Source organism: Desulfomicrobium aestuarii, assembly GCF_055385525.1.
The window spans coordinates 3,475,646-3,495,045 of record NZ_AP042427.1; the positions used below are offsets into that span (position 1 = coordinate 3,475,646).

Sequence of the window (19,400 nt, forward strand, 5' to 3'; positions counted from 1 at the left end):
TCGCTGGACACGGTCTCATTCCGGATGATTGCGGATTTCCGGACCCCGTGATGGGTGATTGTTCGGACCAAAGGTTTGTCGCGGCCTGAGGCGGGAATCGTGCGGACAAAAAAAAGGCTTGCCGGAGAGGTGTCCGGCAAGCCGCGAAGCGAATCGATGAAGCGCGTCAGATGATCCAGTCGTCGTCGGCCTCGATGGGGGCGAAGCCGCGGCGCATGGTGTTTTCGCAGACCACGCGCGGGTCCATGAACTGCAGGAGGTAGTCGGGGCCGCCGGCCTTGGAGCCGATGCCGGACATGTTGAAGCCGCCGAAGGGGTGGCGTTCGACCAGGGCGCCGGTGGAGCCGCGGTTCAGGTACAGGTTGCCGACGTTGAACTCGGCGCGGGCCCGGTCGAGGTGTCTGGGGCTGCGCGAGAACACGGCGCCGGTCAGGGAGTAGCGGGTGGAGTTGGCCCACTCGATGGCCTGGTCGAAGTTCTTGGCCTTCATGACCGACAGGACCGGGCCGAAGACCTCCTCCTGGGCGATGCGGTGTTCGGGCGTGATGCCCTCGACGATGGTCAGGGGCACGTAGTAGCCGCTCGACGGTGCGGAGCTGGATACCAGGAGCTTGCCCTCGCTCTTGGCGATTTCGATGTATTTGAGGACGTTGGCCTGGGCCTTGTCGTCGACCACCGGGCCCATGAAGTAGGTCGGGTCCTCGGCGGGGCCGACGGCCAGGGAGCGGGCGCCCTCCACCAGGCGCTCGATGAACTTGGCGTAGATGGGCTCGACCACGATGACGCGCGAGCAGGCCGAGCACTTCTGGCCCTGGAAGGCGAAGGCCGAGTGGAGCACTTCCCTGATGGCCTCGTCCAGGTCGGCGTCGTCGTCGATGATGATGGCGTTCTTGCCGCCCAGTTCGGCGATGACCTTCTTGATCTGCTTCTGGCCGGGGTGGACCACCGAGGCCTTGTTAATGATGCGGTGCCCGACCTCCATGGAGCCGGTGAAGGCGATCAGCGAGACGTCGGGGTGCTCGACGAGGTAGTCGCCCATGACCGAGCCGCGGCCCGGCACGTAGTTGAACACGCCGTCGGGCAGGCCGGCCTTGCGGAAGATCTCGGCCAGCGTGAAGCCGACCACCGAGGACGGGCCGGCCGGCTTGTACAGCACCGGGTTGCCGGTCACGATGGCCGCCGCGCTCATGCCGCAGCTGATGGCCAGGGGGAAGTTCCAGGGGGCGATGACGGCCGCGATGCCCTTGGGCTGGTAGATGAGCTGGCTCATCTCGCCCGGGGCGCGGCCCATGCGCTGGGGCTTGCCGAGGCGGATCATCTCGCGGGCGTAGTATTCCAGGAAGTCGATGGCCTCGGCCACGTCGGCCTGTGCCTGGTCGTACTGCTTGCCGACCTCGAGGGTCTGCCAGGCCGAGAGGGTGAAGATCTCCTTGCGGGCGACCTCGGCGGCCTTGACCAGGAAGCCGGCGCGCTCCTCGGGGGACAGGGCCTTCCAGGCCGGGGCGGCCTTTTTGGCGGCCTCGATGGCCAGGTCGATCTCCCTGGTGGACGCCTGGCAGATGGTGCCGATGACTTCGCTCGGGTTGGCCGGGTTGACCGAGGGCAGGGTGTCGGAGGTGCGCACTTCCTTGCCGCCGATGATGAGCGGGTATTCGCGGCCGAGCTGGGAGCGGACCTGGGCCACGGCGTCGATGAAGGCCTTGCGCACGGACTCCTTGGTGAAGTCGGCGAAGGGCTCGTTCTCGAAGCGGGGCAGGCCCTTGGCCTCGGCCTCCGCCTTGGGCACGCGGCAGGCCCTCTCGCGTTCGGCCGTCTGGACCGGGTTTTCCAGCAGGCGGTCGATCTCGGCCTCCTCGGCGAAGGACTGGCGCAGGAAGGACTCGTTGGCCGTGTTCTCCAGCAGTCGGCGCACCAGATAGGCCATGCCGGGCAGCAGGTCCCCGTAGGGGGCGTAGAGGCGCACGCGCTTGGCCACGTTCAGGAGGCCCTTGCGCACGGGTTCGGCCATGCCGTAGAGCACCTGGAACTCGTAGCGCTCGTCGGGCACGTTCAGCTCCTTGGCCGTCTCCATGACCGCGGCGATGGTGCGGATGTTGTGGGAGGCGCAGCCGAAGTGGCAGATGTCATGGTTTTCCAGGATGACCCTGGCCTGGCGCTCGAAGGCCGCGTCGCTCTCGGCCTTGACGGTCCAGACCGGGATGTCCCAGCCGTTCTGCTTGGCGATGACGGTCTCGTAGTCCCAGTAGGCGCCCTTGACCAGGCGGATGGAGATGGGGAGCTTCTCGGCCCGGGCCCAGGCCAGGAGCTCGGCCAGGTCCTGGTCCGTGTCCTTGAGGTAGGCCTGCAGGACGATGCCCAGGTGCGGGTAGTCGCGGAACTCCTCGCTCGAACGCAGGCGACGGTACACCTCAAGGGTGATGTCCTTGAACTTGTACTGCTCCATGTCGATGCGCATGAAGCCGTTCATCTCCTTCACCTTGCGCAGGATGGTGGCCAGACGGTCCTGGATGCCGCGCACGGAGCCTTCGAAGTCCTTGGGCGAGGCCTGGGAGAAGAGGGCCGTGGGCTTGACCGAGATGTTGACCTTGGGGGCGTGTCCCCAGTCCCGTTCGCCCACGCCCAGGGCCGGCCAGGAGGAGTGCTCCTTCTTGAGTGCGGCCAGGAGCTCCATGTACTCGTTCAGGTAGGCTTCGGACTCGATCTCGCTGACCGTGGCCTCGCCCAGGATGTCGACGGTGAAGGCGAAGCCGTCCTTGCGGATCTTCTTCAGGTTCTTCATGGCGTCGGAGGTGTTCTCTCCGATGATGAACTGCTTGGCCATGCCCTCGATGTTGGAGCGGATGGTCTTGGCCATGAGGCCGGCGGCCAGCTTCCCGCCCAGGCCCGAGCCCATGGCGCCCGCGCCCCATTTGAGGACCTTGGGCACGTCCTGGTCGTCGCCGGCGAAATACTCGTCGATGTGGCGGGTCAGGGAGTCGGAGGTGTTCAGGTAGGGCAGGACGTCGACGAAGCGGAAAAGCTGAACCTTGAAGTTTTCGTTCTTCATGGACCAGTCCATGACCTTGCCGGTCCACCAGCCCTTGTTGAAGATGGAAGGCGCCTCGCCGGAAATGCTGGCGAAGAACTCCTTGCCGCGCTCGCGGATCTTTTTGTCCAAAGCTGAACTGTCCATTCCTCGTCTCCTGTACTGGGTGTTATTTTGTCGTTTTCTTGGGTTGCCTGCACTCGATGAACTGCAGCGACAGGGCCTGCGTTTCCTTCAGGGTATCGAGGACCAGCGTGGTGCGGCTGTCGCGCACCCCGGGGATCTCGCCGAATTTCTTCATCAGGAGGGCCAGGGTCTCGGTGCTGCTGACCCGGGCCTTGACGAGATAGTTGTACTCGCCCGCGGTCCAGTGCACTTCCTGCACCTCGTCGATCCCGGCCAACTGGCGGCCTATCTCGGAACTGCCCACGGCGTCGGAGGTCTTGATCTGGATGAAGGTCGAGAGGGAAATCCCGAGGGCCTTGGGGTTCAGGCGGACCTCGTAGCCGGCGATGATGCCCTTCTGCTCCAGTTTTTTCACGCGTTCGAGGACGCCCGACGGTGCCATGCCGATCTGGCGGGCCAGTTCGGCGTTGGTGATTTTCCCGTTTTCTTGAAGGATGTTCAGGATCTGAATGTCTGTGCTGTCTAACATGGTTCGATCTCTCTCTTTTCAGGAATATAATTCTTTGAAGGATCTTCGTCAATGAAGATTGCCATTATTGGGAAACCGGGCGCGAACACGTCAGGCCGGCTCCGGGCGGGCGCTTGACGGGATGCCGACCGGACGGCGGGATATGAATATCATTCGGATGATTGGTCAAGAAAAAGAATGATTGTGCGGAAATGACAAAATCGTCTCGCCGGGGAAATAATTTTCGTCGCTTTCGTCATTTTGGGTCCGAAATTTGTCAATCGCCCGGGAACTACGGTGATGCCCGGAACCGGGGCGGGTGAGGCTCAGCGGGTTGGGCAGGATTTTGCATGAACGCAGTGTTTGACCTTCCCGTACTCAGTGTTTAGTGTACTGGGGCCTCATCGGTGCGGGCATGACGGCGGCAGCCCCGCCCGCGCTTGTGACGGGATTCCTTCACATATAACCCACCCACATACCATCCATGCCCAAGAGAACAGATCTCAAGAAGATAATGCTCATCGGCTCGGGCCCCATCGTCATCGGACAGGCCTGCGAGTTCGACTATTCCGGTACCCAGGCGCTCAAGGCCCTCAAGGAAGAGGGGTACGAGGTCGTCCTGGTCAACTCCAACCCGGCGACGATCATGACCGATCCGAACCTGGCCGACCGGACCTACATCGAACCCATCGAGCCCGAGACCGTGGCCCGCATCATTGAAAAGGAGCGACCCTGCGCCCTCCTGCCGACCCTTGGCGGCCAGACCGGCCTGAACACGGCGGTGGCCGTGGCCGAGAACGGGGTCCTGGAGAAGTACGGCGTGGAACTCATCGGCGCGTCCCTGCCGGCCATCAAGAAGGCCGAGAGCCGCCAGCTCTTCCGCAAGGCCATGGAGAAGATCGGCCTGAAGGTGCCCAAGAGCGGCATCGCCCGCTCCCTGGACGACGTGCGGGAGTGGGGCGAGAAGCTCAAGTTCCCCATCATCGTGCGCCCCGCCTTCACATTGGGCGGCACGGGCGGCGGCGTGGCCTACAACAAGGAAGACCTGGAGCGCATCGCCCAGCAGGGTCTGGCCGCCAGTCTGACCACGGAGGTCATGCTCGAGGAGTCGCTCCTGGGCTGGAAGGAATACGAGCTCGAAGTCGTCCGCGACAAGAAGGACAACTGCGTCATCATCTGCTCCATCGAGAACCTGGACCCCATGGGCGTGCACACCGGCGACTCCGTCACCGTGGCCCCGGCCCAGACCCTGACCGACGACGAGTACCAGAAGATGCGCGACGCCTCCCTGGCCATCATGCGCGAGATTGGCGTGGAGACGGGCGGCTCCAACGTGCAGTTTGCCCTCAACCCGGCCAACGGCGAGATGATGATCATCGAGATGAACCCGCGCGTGTCGCGGTCCTCGGCCCTGGCATCCAAGGCCACGGGTTTCCCCATCGCCAAGATCGCGGCCAAGCTGGCCATCGGCTACACCCTGGACGAGCTGCAGAACGACATCACCCGCGAGACCATCGCCGCCTTCGAGCCGACCATCGACTACGTGGTCATCAAGATCCCGCGCTTCACCTTCGAGAAGTTCCCCGGCGCCGAGGACTACCTGACCACGGCCATGAAGAGCGTGGGCGAGACCATGGCCATCGGCCGGACCTTCAAGGAGGCCCTGCAGAAGGGCCTGCGGTCCCTGGAGATCGGCTACCCCGGCCTGGGCAAGAATTTCGACGGCCGCCTCCCCGACACCGAGGAGATCCTGGCCGGGCTGCGCAAGCCCAACTCCCGCCGCCTGTTCCAGATCCGCCAGGCCCTGCTGGCCGGCCTGACCGAGGAGGACATCTTCGAGGCCTCGGCCATCGACCCCTGGTTCATCCGCCAGTTCAAGGACATCGTGGACTTCGAGGCCGTACTCAAAAACGTCGGCCTGCAGGGCAACCTGACCGTGGACAACCCCGAGTTCGTCAGCGTCCTGCGCCAGGCCAAGGCCATGGGCTTCTCGGACCGGCAGCTGGCCACCCTCTGGAAGCGTGGCGAGATCGACATCCGCAACATGCGCAAGGAGGCCGGCATCCTGCCGACCTACAAGCTCGTGGACACCTGCGCCGCGGAGTTCGAGGCCTACACCCCCTACTACTACTCCACCTACGAGACCGAGAACGAGGCCCGCGTCTCCGACAAGCGCAAGGTCGTCATCCTCGGCGGCGGCCCCAACCGCATCGGCCAGGGCATCGAGTTCGACTACTGCTGCGTGCATGCCTCCTACGCCCTGCGCGAGATGGGCATCGAGTCCATCATGGTCAACTCCAACCCCGAGACCGTTTCGACCGACTACGACACCTCCGATCGCCTCTATTTCGAACCCCTGACCCGCGAGGACGTGCTGGCCATCATCGAGCAGGAGAAACCCGAGGGCGTCATCGTCCAGTTCGGCGGTCAGACCCCGCTCAACCTGGCCGTGCCGCTCCTGCGCGAGGGCGTGCCGATCCTCGGCACCTCGCCCGACTCCATCGACCGCGCCGAGGACCGCGAGCGCTTCCAGGCCCTGCTGAAGAAGCTCGACCTGCTGCAGCCCGACAACGGCACGGCCATGAGCGTGGACGAGGCCCTGGTCGTGGCCGCGCGCATCGGGTACCCCGTGGTGGTGCGGCCCTCCTACGTCCTGGGCGGCCGGGCCATGGACATCGTCTACGACGACAAGTCCCTGCGCGAATATTTCGACAAGCACGTGACCGTGGCCCCCGAGCACCCCATTCTCATCGACAAGTTCCTGGAGAACGCCATCGAGATCGACGTCGATGCCTTAAGCGACGGCGAGGACACGTATGTGGCCGGCATCATGGAGCACATCGAGGAGGCCGGCATCCACTCCGGTGACTCGGCCTGCGTGCTGCCCCCGCACACCGTGGGCAAGATGTGGATCCAGGAGATCGAGCGCCAGACCAAGGCCCTGGCCAGGGAACTCGGCGTGGTCGGGCTCATGAACATCCAGTTCGCCCTCAAGGACGAACAGATCTACATCCTGGAAGTGAACCCCCGCGCCTCGCGCACCTCGCCCTTCGTCTCCAAGGCCACGGGCGTGCCCCTGGCCAAGCTGGCCACGCGGGTCATGATGGGCGAGAAGCTCCGGGACCTGAAGCCCTGGGACATGCGCAAGGGCGGCTACTACGCCGTCAAGGAGGCCGTGCTGCCCTTCAACCGCTTCCCCGGCGTGGACGCCCTGCTCGGGCCCGAGATGCGTTCCACGGGCGAGGTCATGGGCGTGGACCCGTCCTTCGGCCTGGCCTTCATGAAGTCCCAGGTGGCGGCGGGGCAGTTCCTGCCCGCCTCGGGGTGCGTCTTCATCTCGGTCAACGACCACGACAAGAACGGCATCGTCATCCCGGCCAAGACCTTCCAGAAGCTTGGCTTCACCATCCTGTCCACGCGCGGCACGGCCGCCTTCCTGGCCGGGCACGGGGTGGAGTGCCAGGTGGTCAACAAGGTCTACGAGGGCCGGCCCAACGTCATCGACCACATCAAGAACGGGGAGATCCAGCTGGTCATCAACACCTCGTCGGGCAAGCGCACCAAGGAGGACTCCTCCGAACTGCGGCGCACCACGGTCATGTACGGCCTGCCGTACACGACCAACCTGGCGGCGGCCAAGGCCCTGGCCATGGCCATCAAGGAACGCAGCTCCTCGGGTCTGGACGTGAAATGCCTGCAGGAATACTACCGGGAACCCGGTCGCGACTACTAGCCCCAGGTTGCCCGGGGCCACGGATTTTGGTGCAAAGCTCAGGACCTTCGGCGGTCCTGGGCTTTTACACATTCAGGAACACCTACACGGAACGTGAAACGATATGAAAAAGGAAGCTTGCGGATTATTTGGAATTTACGGCCACCCCGAGGCGGCGCGCATGACGTATTTCGGCCTCTACGCCCTGCAGCACCGCGGTCAGGAGAGCGCCGGCATCATCACCTGGGACGGCCAGACAATCCGTGAGCAGCGCGGCATGGGCCTGGTCGCGGACGTGTTCCAGGAGCGCCATCTGGGCCACCAGCTCAAGGGCAGCGTGGCCATGGGGCACATCCGCTACTCGACCACAGGCGCGTCGCTCATCCGCAACGCCCAGCCGTTCAAGGTCACCTACAAGGGCATGAACCTGGCCCTGGCCCACAACGGCAACCTGGTCAACACCATCAGCCTGCGCGAGGAGCTGGAGAACCAGGGTACCATCTTCCAGACCACCATGGACAGCGAGGTCATCATGCACCTCGTGGCCAAGTACATGAACGGCGGCACGCCCGAGGAGGCCATCGCCAAGGCCTGCAGCCGCATCAAGGGCTCCTACAGCCTGCTTTTCATGGTCAACCAGAAGCTCATCGCCGTGCGCGACCCGTGGGGCTTCCGCCCCCTGTCCCTCGGCCGGGTCGGCGACGCCTACGTGCTGGCCTCGGAAACCTGCGCCTTCGACCTGCTGGAGGCCGAGTACCTGCGCTGTCTCGACCCGGGCGAAATGCTCGTCATCGAGGACGGCCGCATGATCTCGCACCGCATCATGGAACCGGCCGACAGGCAGAGCTCCTGCATCTTCGAGCTCATCTACTTCGCCCGGCCCGACTCCCTGGTCTTCGATCAGGAAGTCTACAACGCGCGCAAGAACATGGGCAAGATCCTGGCTCAGGAGTGCCCGGTCGACGCCGATTTCGTAATGCCGTTCCCGGACTCGGGCGTGTACGCGGCCGTGGGCTACGCCCAGCAGTCGGGCCTGCCCTTCGAGGCCTGCATGATCCGCAACCACTACGTGGGCCGGACCTTCATCCAGCCCACCCAGGGCATGCGCGACTTTTCGGTCCGCGTGAAGCTCAACCCCGTCAAGACCATGATCAAGGGCAAGCGCGTGGTCATCGTCGAGGACTCCATCGTGCGCGGCACGACCATCCGCACCCGCGTCAAGCAGCTCCGGGAGCTGGGGGCCAAGGAGATCCACATGCGCGTCAGCTGCCCGCCCATCCGCTACCCCTGCTACTACGGCATCGACTTCTCCTCCAAGGGCGAGCTCATCGCGGCCAACCATTCCGTGGCCGACATCGGCCGCTATCTGGGCCTGGACAGCCTCCACTACATCACCATCGGCGGGCTCCTGAAAGCCGTGCGCGCCCCCGAGAACTTCTGCCTGGCCTGCTTCAACGGCGCCTACCCCGTGCTGCCCGACGAGGGCATGGGCAAGCTGTCCCTGGAGTGCTGCTAGATGGCGGGTGAAGGGATGGGCGGAGACTGGCTGGACAAGGCGCGGGAGGTCCTGGACATCGAGGCCCGGGGCCTGTGTGCCGTGCGCGACAGGCTGGACGGTTCCTTCGTGCGCGCCCTGGAACTCATGGCCGGTTGCGCGGGGCGCGTCGTGGTCACGGGTCTGGGCAAGTCCGGCCTGGTGGGCCGCAAGATCGCGGCGACGCTGAGCAGCACGGGCACCCCGTCCTTTTTCCTGCACCCTGTGGAGGGTGCCCACGGCGACCTGGGCATGATCCGGCGCGAGGACGTCATCGTGGCCATCTCCAATTCCGGCGAGACGGACGAGCTCAACAACATCCTGCCGAGCCTCAAGTCCCTGGCCGGCGCCGTCATTTCCCTGACGGGCGGCGTGAACTCGACCATGGCCGGCCTGTCCGACGTGGTCATCGACACGTCGGTGCCCTGCGAGGCCTGCCCCCTGGGAGTGGCGCCCACGGCCAGCACCACGGCCACCCTGGCCGTCGGGGACGCCCTGGCGGTCTGCCTCATCGAGTGGAAGTCCTTCGCCCTGGACGATTTCCGGCGCTTCCACCCCGGCGGCGCCTTGGGTCAGCGTCTGGCCCAGCGCGTGGAGGAGCTCATGCGTTCCTCGCAGCTGCCGGTCACGCCGAGCGGCGCGTCCCTGGGGCAGGCCCTGGAGGTCCTCAACGCCGGCAAGCTCGGCTGCGTCTGCGTGCTGGACCGCGAGGGGCGCCTCCTGGGGCTCCTGACCGATGGCGACGTGCGCCGCCTGGTCTGCGCCGGCCGCCTGGATCTGGACGTCGCCGTGGACTCGGTCATGACCGCCAGTCCCCTGCACGCCACCCCCGGGCAGAAGGCCGCCGAGGTCCTCGACATCATGGAATCCCGCGCCATCACGGTTCTGCCGGTGGTCGGCGCGGACCGGACCCTGGCCGGCATGGTGCACATGCACGATGTCCTCGGCAAGGGCCGGGTCAAGTTCTCCAGGTCCTGACCGTACCGGGCCGCATCACATTTTTTCCCGAGAGCCATGAACGATACATCAATCATACACCCGGATATCTGCCGCCGTTGCGCGGCAGTGGGGCGCACCTGCTGTGCGGTTTCCAGCGGGGACGAGGAATACTGTTTCCCCGTCTCCGCGGCCGAGATGACGGCCATCAGAGGCACGGGCGAAAGCGGGGAGTGCTTCGTGCTCGCCGCCAACACGGCCGGCTTCATCGAACAACTGGCCGTGCTCCTGCCGGATTGCGACATCGGGAAGGCCTTCCCGCTTCAGGGCTCCCACTGGAGGCTGGCCACCACCGCCGAGGGCCGATGCGTCTTTCTGGGCGAAGGCGGCTGCCGTCTGGACCGCAGCGTGCGGCCTTTCTATTGCCGCCTTTTCCCTCTGTGGTATTTCGAGGGCAGGCTGACCTGGTTCACGGCCGAGGAGTGCCTGGCCAACAGGGAATGTTCCTCTCTTTCTTCGATGCTCGGCGCCATGGGCACCGACAGCGCCGAAGCCAGGGCCCTGCACCGCGAGATGTGCGAGAAGCTGGGGCTTGAATGCAGTTCAAAGGTGAAATCATGAAAATTCTGAAGATATTTCTGGCTCTGTTCGTCCTGGGCGTCCTCCTGGCGGCCGGAGCGGGCGTGGGTCTCTACTATTGGGCCCAGGAGGATCTGCCCGGGTTCACGAAGCTGAGCGACTATTCCCCGGCGCTGGCCACCACGGTCAGGGCCAGGGACGGAAGGATCCTGGGTTATTTCTACCGCGAGAAGCGCTTTCTCATCCCCCTGTCCATGATGAGCCCCATCACGGTCAAAGCCTTCCTGGCGGCCGAGGACTCGGGCTTCTACCAGCACGAGGGCGTGGACCTGCCCGGAATCTTCCGCGCGGCGGTCAAGAACCTCGCGGCCGGAAGCATCGTCCAGGGCGGAAGCACCATCACCCAGCAGGTCATCAAGTCCATGCTGCTCACGCCGGAACGCAGCTACGAGCGCAAGATCAAGGAGATCATCCTGGCCTACCGCCTGGAGAAATACCTGACCAAGGACGAGATTCTGACCATCTACCTCAACCAGATCTACCTCGGGGCCAAGGCCTACGGTGTGGAAGCGGCGGCCAGGGAGTATTTCGGCGTGAACGCCTCACAGCTGACCCTGGCCCAGGCGGCCCTGCTGGCCGGCCTGCCCAAGGCCCCCTCGCGCTACTCGCCCTACGGCAACCCCGAGCGGGCCAGGGAACGGCAGCTCTACGTCCTGAGCCGGCTGCGGGAGCTGGGCTGGATCGGGCAGGCTGAATTCGAAGCCGCGGTCAACGAGCCGCTGGTCTACGGCGCCCAGGAGGACCCGTCCTGGAAGGTCGGACCGTACTATCTGGAGGAAGTCCGCCGGCAGCTCGTGGAGATGTACGGTGAGGACAAGGTCTACGCGGGCGGTCTGCAGGTGCGCACCGCCATCGACATGGACCATCAGGTCGTCGCCGACCAGGCCCTGCGCGATGGCCTGCGCGAAACCTCCAAGCGCCACGGCTGGCAGGGCCCTGTCACGACCCTCGAACCCGGCGGCTACGAGGAGTTTCTGCGCGGTCAGAACCTCGGCGACATCAAGGTCGGGGACCGGATTCAGGTCCTGGTGACCGGTGTGGAAAAGGCCGGGGCCAAGGCGCGTTTCGGCGCTCATACCGGCATCCTGCCCGTGTCTTCCATGTCGTGGGCCAGGCGCCCCAACCCCAAGCTCGCCCCCGAGGAGGCGGGCAAGGTGGGCGACGCGACCAGGGTGGTCAAGCCCGGCGACGTGGTCTGGGCCGCCGTGAACGCAACGGGCAAGGACAAGCCCTGGCAGCTTTCCCTGGAACAGGAGCCCAAGGTCGAGGGCGCCCTGGTGTCCATGGACCCGCGCTCCGGCGAGGTCCTGGCCCTTAGCGGCGGCTACGACTTCTTCCGCAGCCAGTTCAACCGCGCCACCCAGGCCCTGCGCCAGCCCGGTTCGGCCTTCAAGCCCATCGTCTACTCCGCGGCCCTGGACAACGGCTACACGGCGGCCAGCATCGTCCTCGACGCTCCCATCATCTTCGAGGACGGCAGCGGCGAGACATGGAAGCCCGAGAATTTCGAGGGCATCTTCTACGGCCCCACGCTCCTGCGCACGGCCTTGGTCAAGTCCCGCAACCTGGTGACCATCCGCGTGGCCCAGAGCATCGGCATCGGCAAGATCATCGAGCGCGGCAAGGCCATGGGCCTGACGGGCATCATGGAGCCCAACCTTTCCCTGGCCCTGGGCTCCGGGCAGTTCTCCCCCCTGAACATGTGCGAGGCGTACTCGGCCTTTGCCAGGGGGGGCACGTCCATCAAGCCCCGCTTCATCGAGAACGTGGTCTCGCCCTGGGGCGAACAGCTCTATTCCTCGACGCCGGAGACCAGGGAGGCCATGTCGCCGGAAACGGCGTACGTCGTGACCAGCCTGCTGCAGCAGGTCGTCCAGGAGGGCACCGGCGCCCGCGCCAAGTCCCTGGGGCGGCCCGTGGCCGGCAAGACCGGCACCACCAACGACGAGCAGGACGCTTGGTTCATGGGCTTCTCCCCGTACCTGCTGACCGGGGTCTGGGTCGGCTACGACCAGGTCAAGCCCATGGGCAAGTTCGAGACCGGCGCCCGGGCCGCGCTGCCCATCTGGATCGACTACCGCGCCAAGGTCGAGCCGAAATATCCCGTGGAGAACTTCACGGTGCCGCCGGGCATCGTCATGGCCCGGGTGGACGCCCGAACCGGCCGCCTGGCTGGACCGGACGCGGCCGAGGCCTACATGCTCCCCTTCGCCAACGGCACGGAGCCGACCCTGACCGCCATGCCGGATGAATTCGACGCGTCGCCCGGGTCCTCCAACGCCGGCGGGGAAAGCCTGCTCAAACAGATATTCTAGACGGTTCCGGCTCCGGTCCACTCGGGACCGGGGCCGCTGCCGCGATCTCCATTCAGACGGGAAGAGCATGAACCTCCTCGAAGAAGCCAAGGCCGTCCTGCGGCGGTCGGCCACCATCAGTCTTGAACTCTACAAGATCATGGTCCCCATCGTGATCGCGGTCAAAATCCTGCAGGAGCTGGGCCTTATCGCCTGGCTGGCCCTGCCGCTGGAGCCCGTGATGCGCTTGGTCGGGCTGCCCGGAGAGATGGGTCTGGTCTGGGCCACGGCCATGATCAACAACATCTACAGCGGCATGATCGTCTTCGTCTCCCTGGCCGGGCAGCACGAGCTGAGCGTGGCCCAGGTCACGGTGCTGTGCACCATGATCCTGGTGGCCCACTCCATGCCCGTGGAGCTGCAGATCGTGCGCAAGTCGGGCCCCAGGATGGGCTTCCAGGCGCTGCTGCGCATCGGCGGGGCACTGGTCCTCGGTTTCCTCCTGGCCCGCATTTACGAGTGGGGCGGATGGCTGCAGGAGCCGAACGTGCTCATGTGGCGGCCCGAGCCCGAGAGCGCGAGCCTCGTGGACTGGTCCGTGGACCAGGTCCGCAACCTGGCCATGGTCTTCGTCATCATCACCGCCCTCAATGCCTTCATGCGCGTGCTGACGGCCGTGGGCCTGACGGCCCTGTGCGTGCGCCTGCTCTCCCCGGTGCTGCGCCTGCTGGGCATCGGTCCCGAGGCCGGGACCCTGACCATCGTCGGCATGGTCATGGGCCTGTCCTACGGCGGGGGCATGATCATGCACGAGGCGCACTCGGGCAAGGTGCCGCCCAAGGACATCTTTTCCTCCCTGAGCCTCATGAGCCTGTCGCATTCGGTCTTCGAAGACACCTTTCTCATGGCCGTCCTCGGCGGGCATTCGTCGGGCCTGCTGGTGGGGAGGGTCGCCTTCACGCTGGTCGTGGTGGCCCTGCTCGTGCGCATGGTGAACCGGCTGGGGGACGAGTTTTTCTACCGGCGCCTGTTCAAGCCCGTGGAGGTCTACGCCCAGCCCGGGCCCTGCTGCCCGGGGGCGCCGACGGCGGACAGGCCGTGACGGGTATTTCGGGTTTTTCCAAAGGAGAGGACATGTCGCAACGCATCGACGCGCTCAAGGAGCTCATGCGGCGGCAGGGCGTCGGTGCCCTGCTCGTCATCCACCCGGCCAACCGGTTCTACCTGTCCGGCTTCGAGCTGCATGACGGGCAGTGCAACGAGAGTTCGGGCTGCCTGCTGCTGCGCACGGACGGCCCGGACTGGCTGCTGACCGACGCCCGCTTCACCGTGGAGGCTTGGCGGCACTGGCCCGAGGAGCATGTGCACGTCTACGGCTCGCCGCGGGTGGAGAAGATCGCGGAGTTCGTGAAGAGTCTCGGGGTGCGCGAGCTTTGGGTCGAGACCCACGCCATGTGCGCCGAGACGTATCTGGAGCTGGGGAAATCCCTGGAACTTCGCACCGCCCCGCGTCTGGTCGAGGAGCTGCGCACGATCAAGGACAAGGGGGAGCTGGCCGCGCTCAGGGCGTCCTGCGCCCTGAACCACCGCGTCTACGCAGCGCTTGAATCGGCTTTGGCGCCTGGCATGACCGAACGGGACGTGGCCTGGATGCTGGAGCGGCTTTTCCGGGATGGCGGGGCCGAGGCCCTGAGCTTCGCGCCCATCGTCGGTTTCGGCCCCAACGGGGCCCTGCCCCACGCCACGCCGGGCGAGGCCAGTCTGCGGCCCGAGACGCCGGTGCTCATCGACATGGGCGGGCGGCTTGACGGCTACTGCTCGGACCAGACCCGCACCTGGTGGATCGGCGAGAGGCCCTCGGACGAGTTCCGGCGAACCCTGGACCTGGTCCGCGAGGCCCAGGGCCTGGCCATCGCCAGGGTCGCGCCCGGCGTGTCCACGGACGAGCTGCACGCCACGGCGCGGGAGCATTTCGCGCGCCACGGCGTGGCGGACCATTTCACCCACTCCCTGGGCCACGGCATCGGTCTCGAGACCCACGAGGCCCCCGGCGTCGGCCCCGCCCGGCCGACGATCCTGCGGCCGGGAATGGTCATCACCGTCGAGCCCGGGCTCTACTACCCGTCCTGGGGCGGCGTGCGTTGGGAGCATATGGTGGTCGTGACCGAGGATGGCCATGAGGTGCTCTGAGAACAGGGGAGGGCGCAGGCGAAAGCCGCGCGACCTCGGTCTTCTTCCCCCCTGCACGGCAAGCAGGGTGCTGTACGCCGAGGTCCCGCGCAGTCAGATCGCCCTCTACCGCTTCCTGCTCGAAGGCTACGACAACCTGGCCGTCATGAGCGTGGTGGACCGCTACCGCGCGGTCATCAAGCTGCGCTTCACGCCCGACGCGGAGCATACCCTGCGCGGGATGCTCCTGGCCCAGGGCGCGAAACTCGTCGAACCGCCGATTCTTTCAGACTAGGCCGAAAAATTCCCGCGCGTTGTCCCCGCAGCGTTGCCACAATTCCCGCACGTCCTCGCCGCGCAGGAGGGCGATCTCCCTGGCCGTGAAGCCGAGCAGGGCGGGTTCGTTGCGCTTGCCGCGCCAGGGTTCGGGGGAGAGGTAGGGGCAGTCGGTCTCCAGGAGCAGCCGGTCGGACGGGATGATTTTCACGGCTTCGCGCAGTTCCGCGGATCTGGCGTAGGTCACGGTGCCGGGCACGGAGATGTGCCAGCCCCGTTCGACGATGAGCCTGGCCCAGTCGGGCCCGAGGCCGAAGCAGTGCCACAGCAGCGGGCGCCCGCCGAAGCCCATGGAGTCGAGGGTGGCCAGGCAGTCGTCCTCGGCGTCGCGGCAGTGGATGACCACGCGCTGGTCCAGCTCCCTGGCCAGGGACAGCTGCCGGCGGAACCAGCGCTGCTGGTCCTCGCGCGGCGAGAAGTCGTAATAGTAGTCCAGGCCGATCTCCCCCACGGCGCGCAGCCTGGTGTCGGCCGTGAAGGCTTCGCGCATCCCGACCAGGTCGTCCTCCATCATCTTCGCCGCGTCGTGGGGATGCACGCCGAGGAGGAAAAAGACGTCGGGATGACCTTCGAAGAGGCCGCGTCCCTCCCGGTAGGCCGCGGGGCCCAGGAAGACGTTGCCCACGGTGCGCACCCCGCAGGCCCTGGCGCGGGCCAGGACTTCGTCCACGTCGTAGTCCCGGCCGTCGAGGTGGGCGTGGCTGTCCGCGCCCACGGGCGGCAGGTTCAGGGCCTCGGGGAGCTCGCGTTCCCGCTTTTTGCTCACGCCTTGTTCTCGCGCACGCCCTGTTCCCATTTGGCCACGGGCACGGCTTCGTCGACGAGCATGACCGGGATCTCCTCGCGCACGGGGTAGACGAGGCCGCAGGCGTCGCATTTGAGGCCTTCCTCGCAGTCCAGGAGCTCCAGGCCGCCCTTGCATTTGGGGCAGGCCAGGATCTGCAGCAGTTCCTTGTTCAGAGCCATGTTTCCTCCGGTGTGCATGGTGTGATGATGGACACGGGCTTATCCTGATCGATACCGCGTTACAAGCGCGCAAACGCCACCCGGTTCTTGAGTTTTCGAACCAATGGGGTACAAACGCACCCATGATGCACGGCGCAAAGAATCCATCCGCGGGACCTGTCCTGCTCTTCGACGTGGGCAACACCAACGTGAAGCTCTGCCTGGCCGACGAAAACGGCCTCGGCCGGACCTACTCCCTGCCCTCCACCAACCGCGAGACCGCGGATTCGCTGGGGCTGACCATCGCGGGCATCTGTGCCCGAGAGGGCGTGGCCGAAGGCGCGGTGCGGGCCTGGGTGCTGTCCTCGGTGGTGCCGCCCCTGAACGGCCTGCTCAAGGCGGCCTGCGGCAGCTACTTCTCCTGTCCGGCCCTGTTCGTGCCCGGCGACATCGCCCTGCCCCTGGAAAACCGCTACGCCCGTCCCCAGGAGGTCGGCGCCGACCGGCTGCTCGGCGGCTTTGCGGCGCGGAAGCTTTTCGACGACCCGACCCTCATCGTCGTGGATTTTGGCACGGCCACCACCTTCGACTGCGTGCAGGGCAACGCCTATCTGGGCGGCCTCATCTGCCCCGGCGTGCTCAGCTCGGTCACGGCCCTGGGCACCCAGACCGCCAAGCTGCCGCAGATCAGCCTGGAGCTTGACTCGGACGAACTCGACATCGGCACCAGCACGCGCCAGAGCCTCAACCACGGCGTGCTCTTCGGCTTCGCCTCCATGCTGGAGGGGCTGACCGCGCGGCTCAAGAAGCGCCTTGGCGACCCGCACGCCCGCGTCGTGGCCACGGGCGGTTTCGCCCGTCAGCTGGCCGCCATCACCGACTGCATCGACGACCTGGCCCCGGACCTGCTCATGCAGGGACTGGCGGCCGCATATTTCCAGAAACATTCACCGGATACATCCAGGGAGCAATCATGAGCACCATCACAGGCATTTGGGCCAGGGAAATTCTCGACTCCAGAGGCAACCCCACCGTCGAGGTCGAGGTGACCCTCGAATCCGGGGCCACGGGCCGCGCGGCCGTGCCTTCGGGCGCGTCCACCGGCACCCGCGAGGCCCTCGAGCTGCGCGACGGCGACGCCGACCGCTACCTCGGCAAGGGCGTGGAGCAGGCCGTACGCAACGTCATGGAAGAGATCGCCTCCGAAGTCGTGGGCCTCGAAGCCATCCGCCAGGTGGAAGTGGACCAAACCCTCATCGACCTGGACGGCACCGAGAACAAGTCCCGCCTGGGCGCCAACGCCATGCTCGGCGTGTCCATGGCCACGGCCAAGGCCGCGGCCGAGTTTCTGGGCCTGCCGCTCTACAAGTACATCGGCGGCATCAACGCCAAGGTCCTGCCCGCGCCCATGATGAACATCATCAACGGCGGGGCGCACGCGGCCAACAACCTGGACATCCAGGAGTTCATGATCATGCCCCTGGGCGCGGCCAGCTTCCGCGAGGCCCTGCGCATGGGCGCCGAGACCTTCCACTCCCTGAAGAAGATCCTGCACAAGGACGGCCTGGCCACCTCCGTGGGCGACGAGGGCGGTTTCGCGCCCAACTTCGCCAGCCACGAGCAGGCCTTCAAGTACATCATGAAGGCCATCGAGGAGGCCGGCTACGAGCCCGGCAGCCAGATCGCCCTGGCCATCGACGCGGCGGCCTCGGAGTTCTACAAGGACGGCAAGTACCACTTCGCCGGCGAGAACAAAATCCTGACCGCGCGCGAGCTGACCGACTACTACGCCGACCTGGCCGGCAAGTTCCCCATCGTGTCCATCGAGGACGGCCTGGCCGAGGCCGACTGGGACGGCTGGGAAGTGCTGTCCGACGTGCTGGGCGACCGGCTGCAGTTGGTCGGCGACGACATCTTCGTCACCAACCCCGCGCTTCTGGCCGACGGCATCATGCGCGGCGTGGGCAACTCCATCCTCATCAAGCTGAACCAGATCGGCACCCTGACCGAGACCATGGACTGCATCGAGATGGCCAAGGAGGCCTCCTACGCCACGGTCATCTCCCACCGCTCCGGCGAGACCGAGGACAGCTTCATCGCCGATCTGGCCGTGGCCGTGAACGCCGGCCAGATCAAGACCGGCTCCCTGTGCCGCTCGGACCGCATGGCCAAGTACAACCAGCTTCTGCGCATCGAGGAGGACCTCGACTCCCAGGGCGTGTACTTCGGACCGGCCATGGCCGCCAACTGGTTCGACGAGGAAGAGTAACCGAAAGGGCGCACCGAGGTGCGCCTTTTTTCATCAGCAGAGGACACCATGCGCATCATCGACGGAAAAAAGACGGCCGCCATCATCCGTCAGGAACTGAAAGACCAGGTCGCGGTCCTGACCGCCCGGCACGGCAGGGCCCCGGGCCTGGCCGTGATCCTGGTGGGCGACAACCCGGCCTCGCAGGTCTATGTCCGCAACAAGGAGCGGGCCTGCGCCGACGTCGGCATCATCTCCAAGGGCTTCCGCCTGCCGACGGACATCCCCCAGGAGCAGCTCGAAGACACCATCGTCTTCCTGAACTCCGACCCGGCCATCGACGGCATCCTGCTGCAGCTGCCGCTGCCCAAGGGGCTGGACAGCCAGCGCTGCCTGGACCTCATCGACCCCTCCAAGGACGTGGACGGCTTCCACCCGGTGAACATGGGCCGCCTGGCCCTGGGACTGCCCTGCCTGCGTTCCTGCACCCCGGCCGGCATCATGACCCTGCTGGACCGCCACGGCATCGACGTGGCCGGGAAGAAGGCCGTGGTCATCGGCCGCAGCAACATCGTCGGCAAGCCCCTGGCGCTCATGCTCCTGCAGAAGAACGCCACGGTCACGATCTGCCACTCCCGGACGAAGGATATCGCCGAGGAGGTCCGCACCGCCGACATCGTGCTGGCCGCCGTGGGCATCCCCAAGTTCGTGACCGCGGACATGGTCAAGCCCGGGGCCGTAGTCATCGACGTGGGCATCAACCGCACGGAGCTCGGCCTGGTCGGCGACTGCGATTTCGCGGGCCTGCAGGACACGGCCTCGGCCATGACCCCTGTGCCGGGCGGCGTCGGTCCCATGACCATCGCCCAACTGCTGGTCAACACCCTCGAAGCCTACGTCGAACACGTGGGCTGACGGCAACGAAAAA

15 protein-coding genes are annotated in these 19,400 nt (G+C 65.9%); 11 read left to right on the plus strand and 4 right to left on the minus strand.

Annotated features, from left to right (window positions below):
• Positions 1 to 166: 166 nt before the first annotated feature.
• Together pruA and ACZ5AC_RS16000 are read right to left on the minus strand one after the other, a co-directional pair.
• Positions 167 to 3,172 (minus strand): L-glutamate gamma-semialdehyde dehydrogenase, encoded by a 3,006-nt coding sequence (pruA, locus tag ACZ5AC_RS15995; RefSeq protein WP_464248568.1) that lies wholly within the window; start codon positions 3,170 to 3,172, stop codon positions 167 to 169.
• Between the two features lie 22 nt (positions 3,173 to 3,194).
• A complete protein-coding gene (locus ACZ5AC_RS16000) occupies positions 3,195 to 3,680 on the minus strand; it encodes an Lrp/AsnC family transcriptional regulator (RefSeq protein WP_028576424.1) in 486 nt (161 codons plus the stop codon).
• 463 nt (positions 3,681 to 4,143) lie between these two features.
• Between ACZ5AC_RS16000 and carB the strand changes: the two genes are divergently transcribed.
• From carB to ACZ5AC_RS16040, 8 genes are all read left to right on the plus strand, one after another.
• Positions 4,144 to 7,392, plus strand: coding sequence for a carbamoyl-phosphate synthase large subunit (carB, locus tag ACZ5AC_RS16005; protein WP_464248569.1), 3,249 nt, complete (start codon positions 4,144 to 4,146; stop codon positions 7,390 to 7,392).
• A 103-nt stretch (positions 7,393 to 7,495) separates the two neighbouring features.
• Positions 7,496 to 8,887 carry an amidophosphoribosyltransferase gene (gene purF / locus ACZ5AC_RS16010; protein WP_464248570.1) on the plus strand — a complete coding sequence of 464 codons (1,392 nt, stop codon included), beginning with the start codon at positions 7,496 to 7,498 and terminating at the stop codon, positions 8,885 to 8,887.
• Positions 8,888 to 9,883 carry a KpsF/GutQ family sugar-phosphate isomerase gene (locus tag ACZ5AC_RS16015; RefSeq protein WP_464248571.1) on the plus strand — a complete coding sequence of 332 codons (996 nt, stop codon included), beginning with the start codon at positions 8,888 to 8,890 and terminating at the stop codon, positions 9,881 to 9,883.
• A 36-nt stretch (positions 9,884 to 9,919) separates the two neighbouring features.
• On the plus strand, positions 9,920 to 10,462 hold the full coding sequence (locus tag ACZ5AC_RS16020) for a YkgJ family cysteine cluster protein (RefSeq protein ID WP_464248572.1): 543 nt from the start codon (positions 9,920 to 9,922) through the stop codon (positions 10,460 to 10,462).
• A complete protein-coding gene (locus ACZ5AC_RS16025; protein WP_464248573.1) occupies positions 10,459 to 12,795 on the plus strand; it encodes a penicillin-binding protein 1A in 2,337 nt (778 codons plus the stop codon). Before ACZ5AC_RS16020 ends, ACZ5AC_RS16025 begins: the two co-directional genes overlap by 4 nt.
• 67 nt (positions 12,796 to 12,862) lie before the next feature.
• Entirely contained in the window at positions 12,863 to 13,876 is a 1,014-nt protein-coding gene (locus ACZ5AC_RS16030; RefSeq protein WP_464248574.1) for a nucleoside recognition domain-containing protein, read from the plus strand.
• 32 nt (positions 13,877 to 13,908) lie between these two features.
• Positions 13,909 to 14,964, plus strand: a complete 1,056-nt coding sequence (locus ACZ5AC_RS16035) for a M24 family metallopeptidase (protein ID WP_464248575.1) — start codon at positions 13,909 to 13,911, stop codon at positions 14,962 to 14,964.
• The gene (locus tag ACZ5AC_RS16040) at positions 14,951 to 15,238 is read left to right on the plus strand and encodes a DUF4911 domain-containing protein (RefSeq protein ID WP_464248576.1); all 288 of its coding nucleotides are present in this window, start codon (positions 14,951 to 14,953) and stop codon (positions 15,236 to 15,238) included. Before ACZ5AC_RS16035 ends, ACZ5AC_RS16040 begins: the two co-directional genes overlap by 14 nt.
• Here ACZ5AC_RS16040 and ACZ5AC_RS16045 read toward each other — a convergent pair.
• Complete coding sequence (locus ACZ5AC_RS16045; RefSeq protein WP_464248577.1) at positions 15,230 to 16,045, minus strand: TatD family hydrolase; 816 nt, start codon at positions 16,043 to 16,045, stop codon at positions 15,230 to 15,232. The genes ACZ5AC_RS16040 and ACZ5AC_RS16045 overlap by 9 nt on opposite strands.
• Complete coding sequence (locus tag ACZ5AC_RS16050; RefSeq protein WP_464248578.1) at positions 16,042 to 16,245, minus strand: Trm112 family protein; 204 nt, start codon at positions 16,243 to 16,245, stop codon at positions 16,042 to 16,044. The genes ACZ5AC_RS16045 and ACZ5AC_RS16050 overlap by 4 nt, the downstream gene beginning before the upstream one ends.
• A 122-nt stretch (positions 16,246 to 16,367) precedes the next feature.
• Here ACZ5AC_RS16050 and ACZ5AC_RS16055 point away from each other — a divergent pair, with 122 nt between their 5' ends.
• Genes ACZ5AC_RS16055 through folD form a run of 3 tightly spaced genes read left to right on the plus strand, consistent with a single transcriptional unit; the run spans position 16,368 to position 19,387 of the window.
• Complete coding sequence (locus tag ACZ5AC_RS16055) at positions 16,368 to 17,201, plus strand: type III pantothenate kinase (protein ID WP_464248579.1); 834 nt, start codon at positions 16,368 to 16,370, stop codon at positions 17,199 to 17,201.
• Complete coding sequence (gene eno, locus ACZ5AC_RS16060; RefSeq protein ID WP_464248580.1) at positions 17,198 to 18,493, plus strand: phosphopyruvate hydratase; 1,296 nt, start codon at positions 17,198 to 17,200, stop codon at positions 18,491 to 18,493. Before ACZ5AC_RS16055 ends, eno begins: the two co-directional genes overlap by 4 nt.
• 48 nt (positions 18,494 to 18,541) lie before the next feature.
• Entirely contained in the window at positions 18,542 to 19,387 is an 846-nt protein-coding gene (gene folD, locus ACZ5AC_RS16065; RefSeq protein WP_464248581.1) for a bifunctional methylenetetrahydrofolate dehydrogenase/methenyltetrahydrofolate cyclohydrolase FolD, read from the plus strand.
• Positions 19,388 to 19,400: the final 13 nt, after the last annotated feature.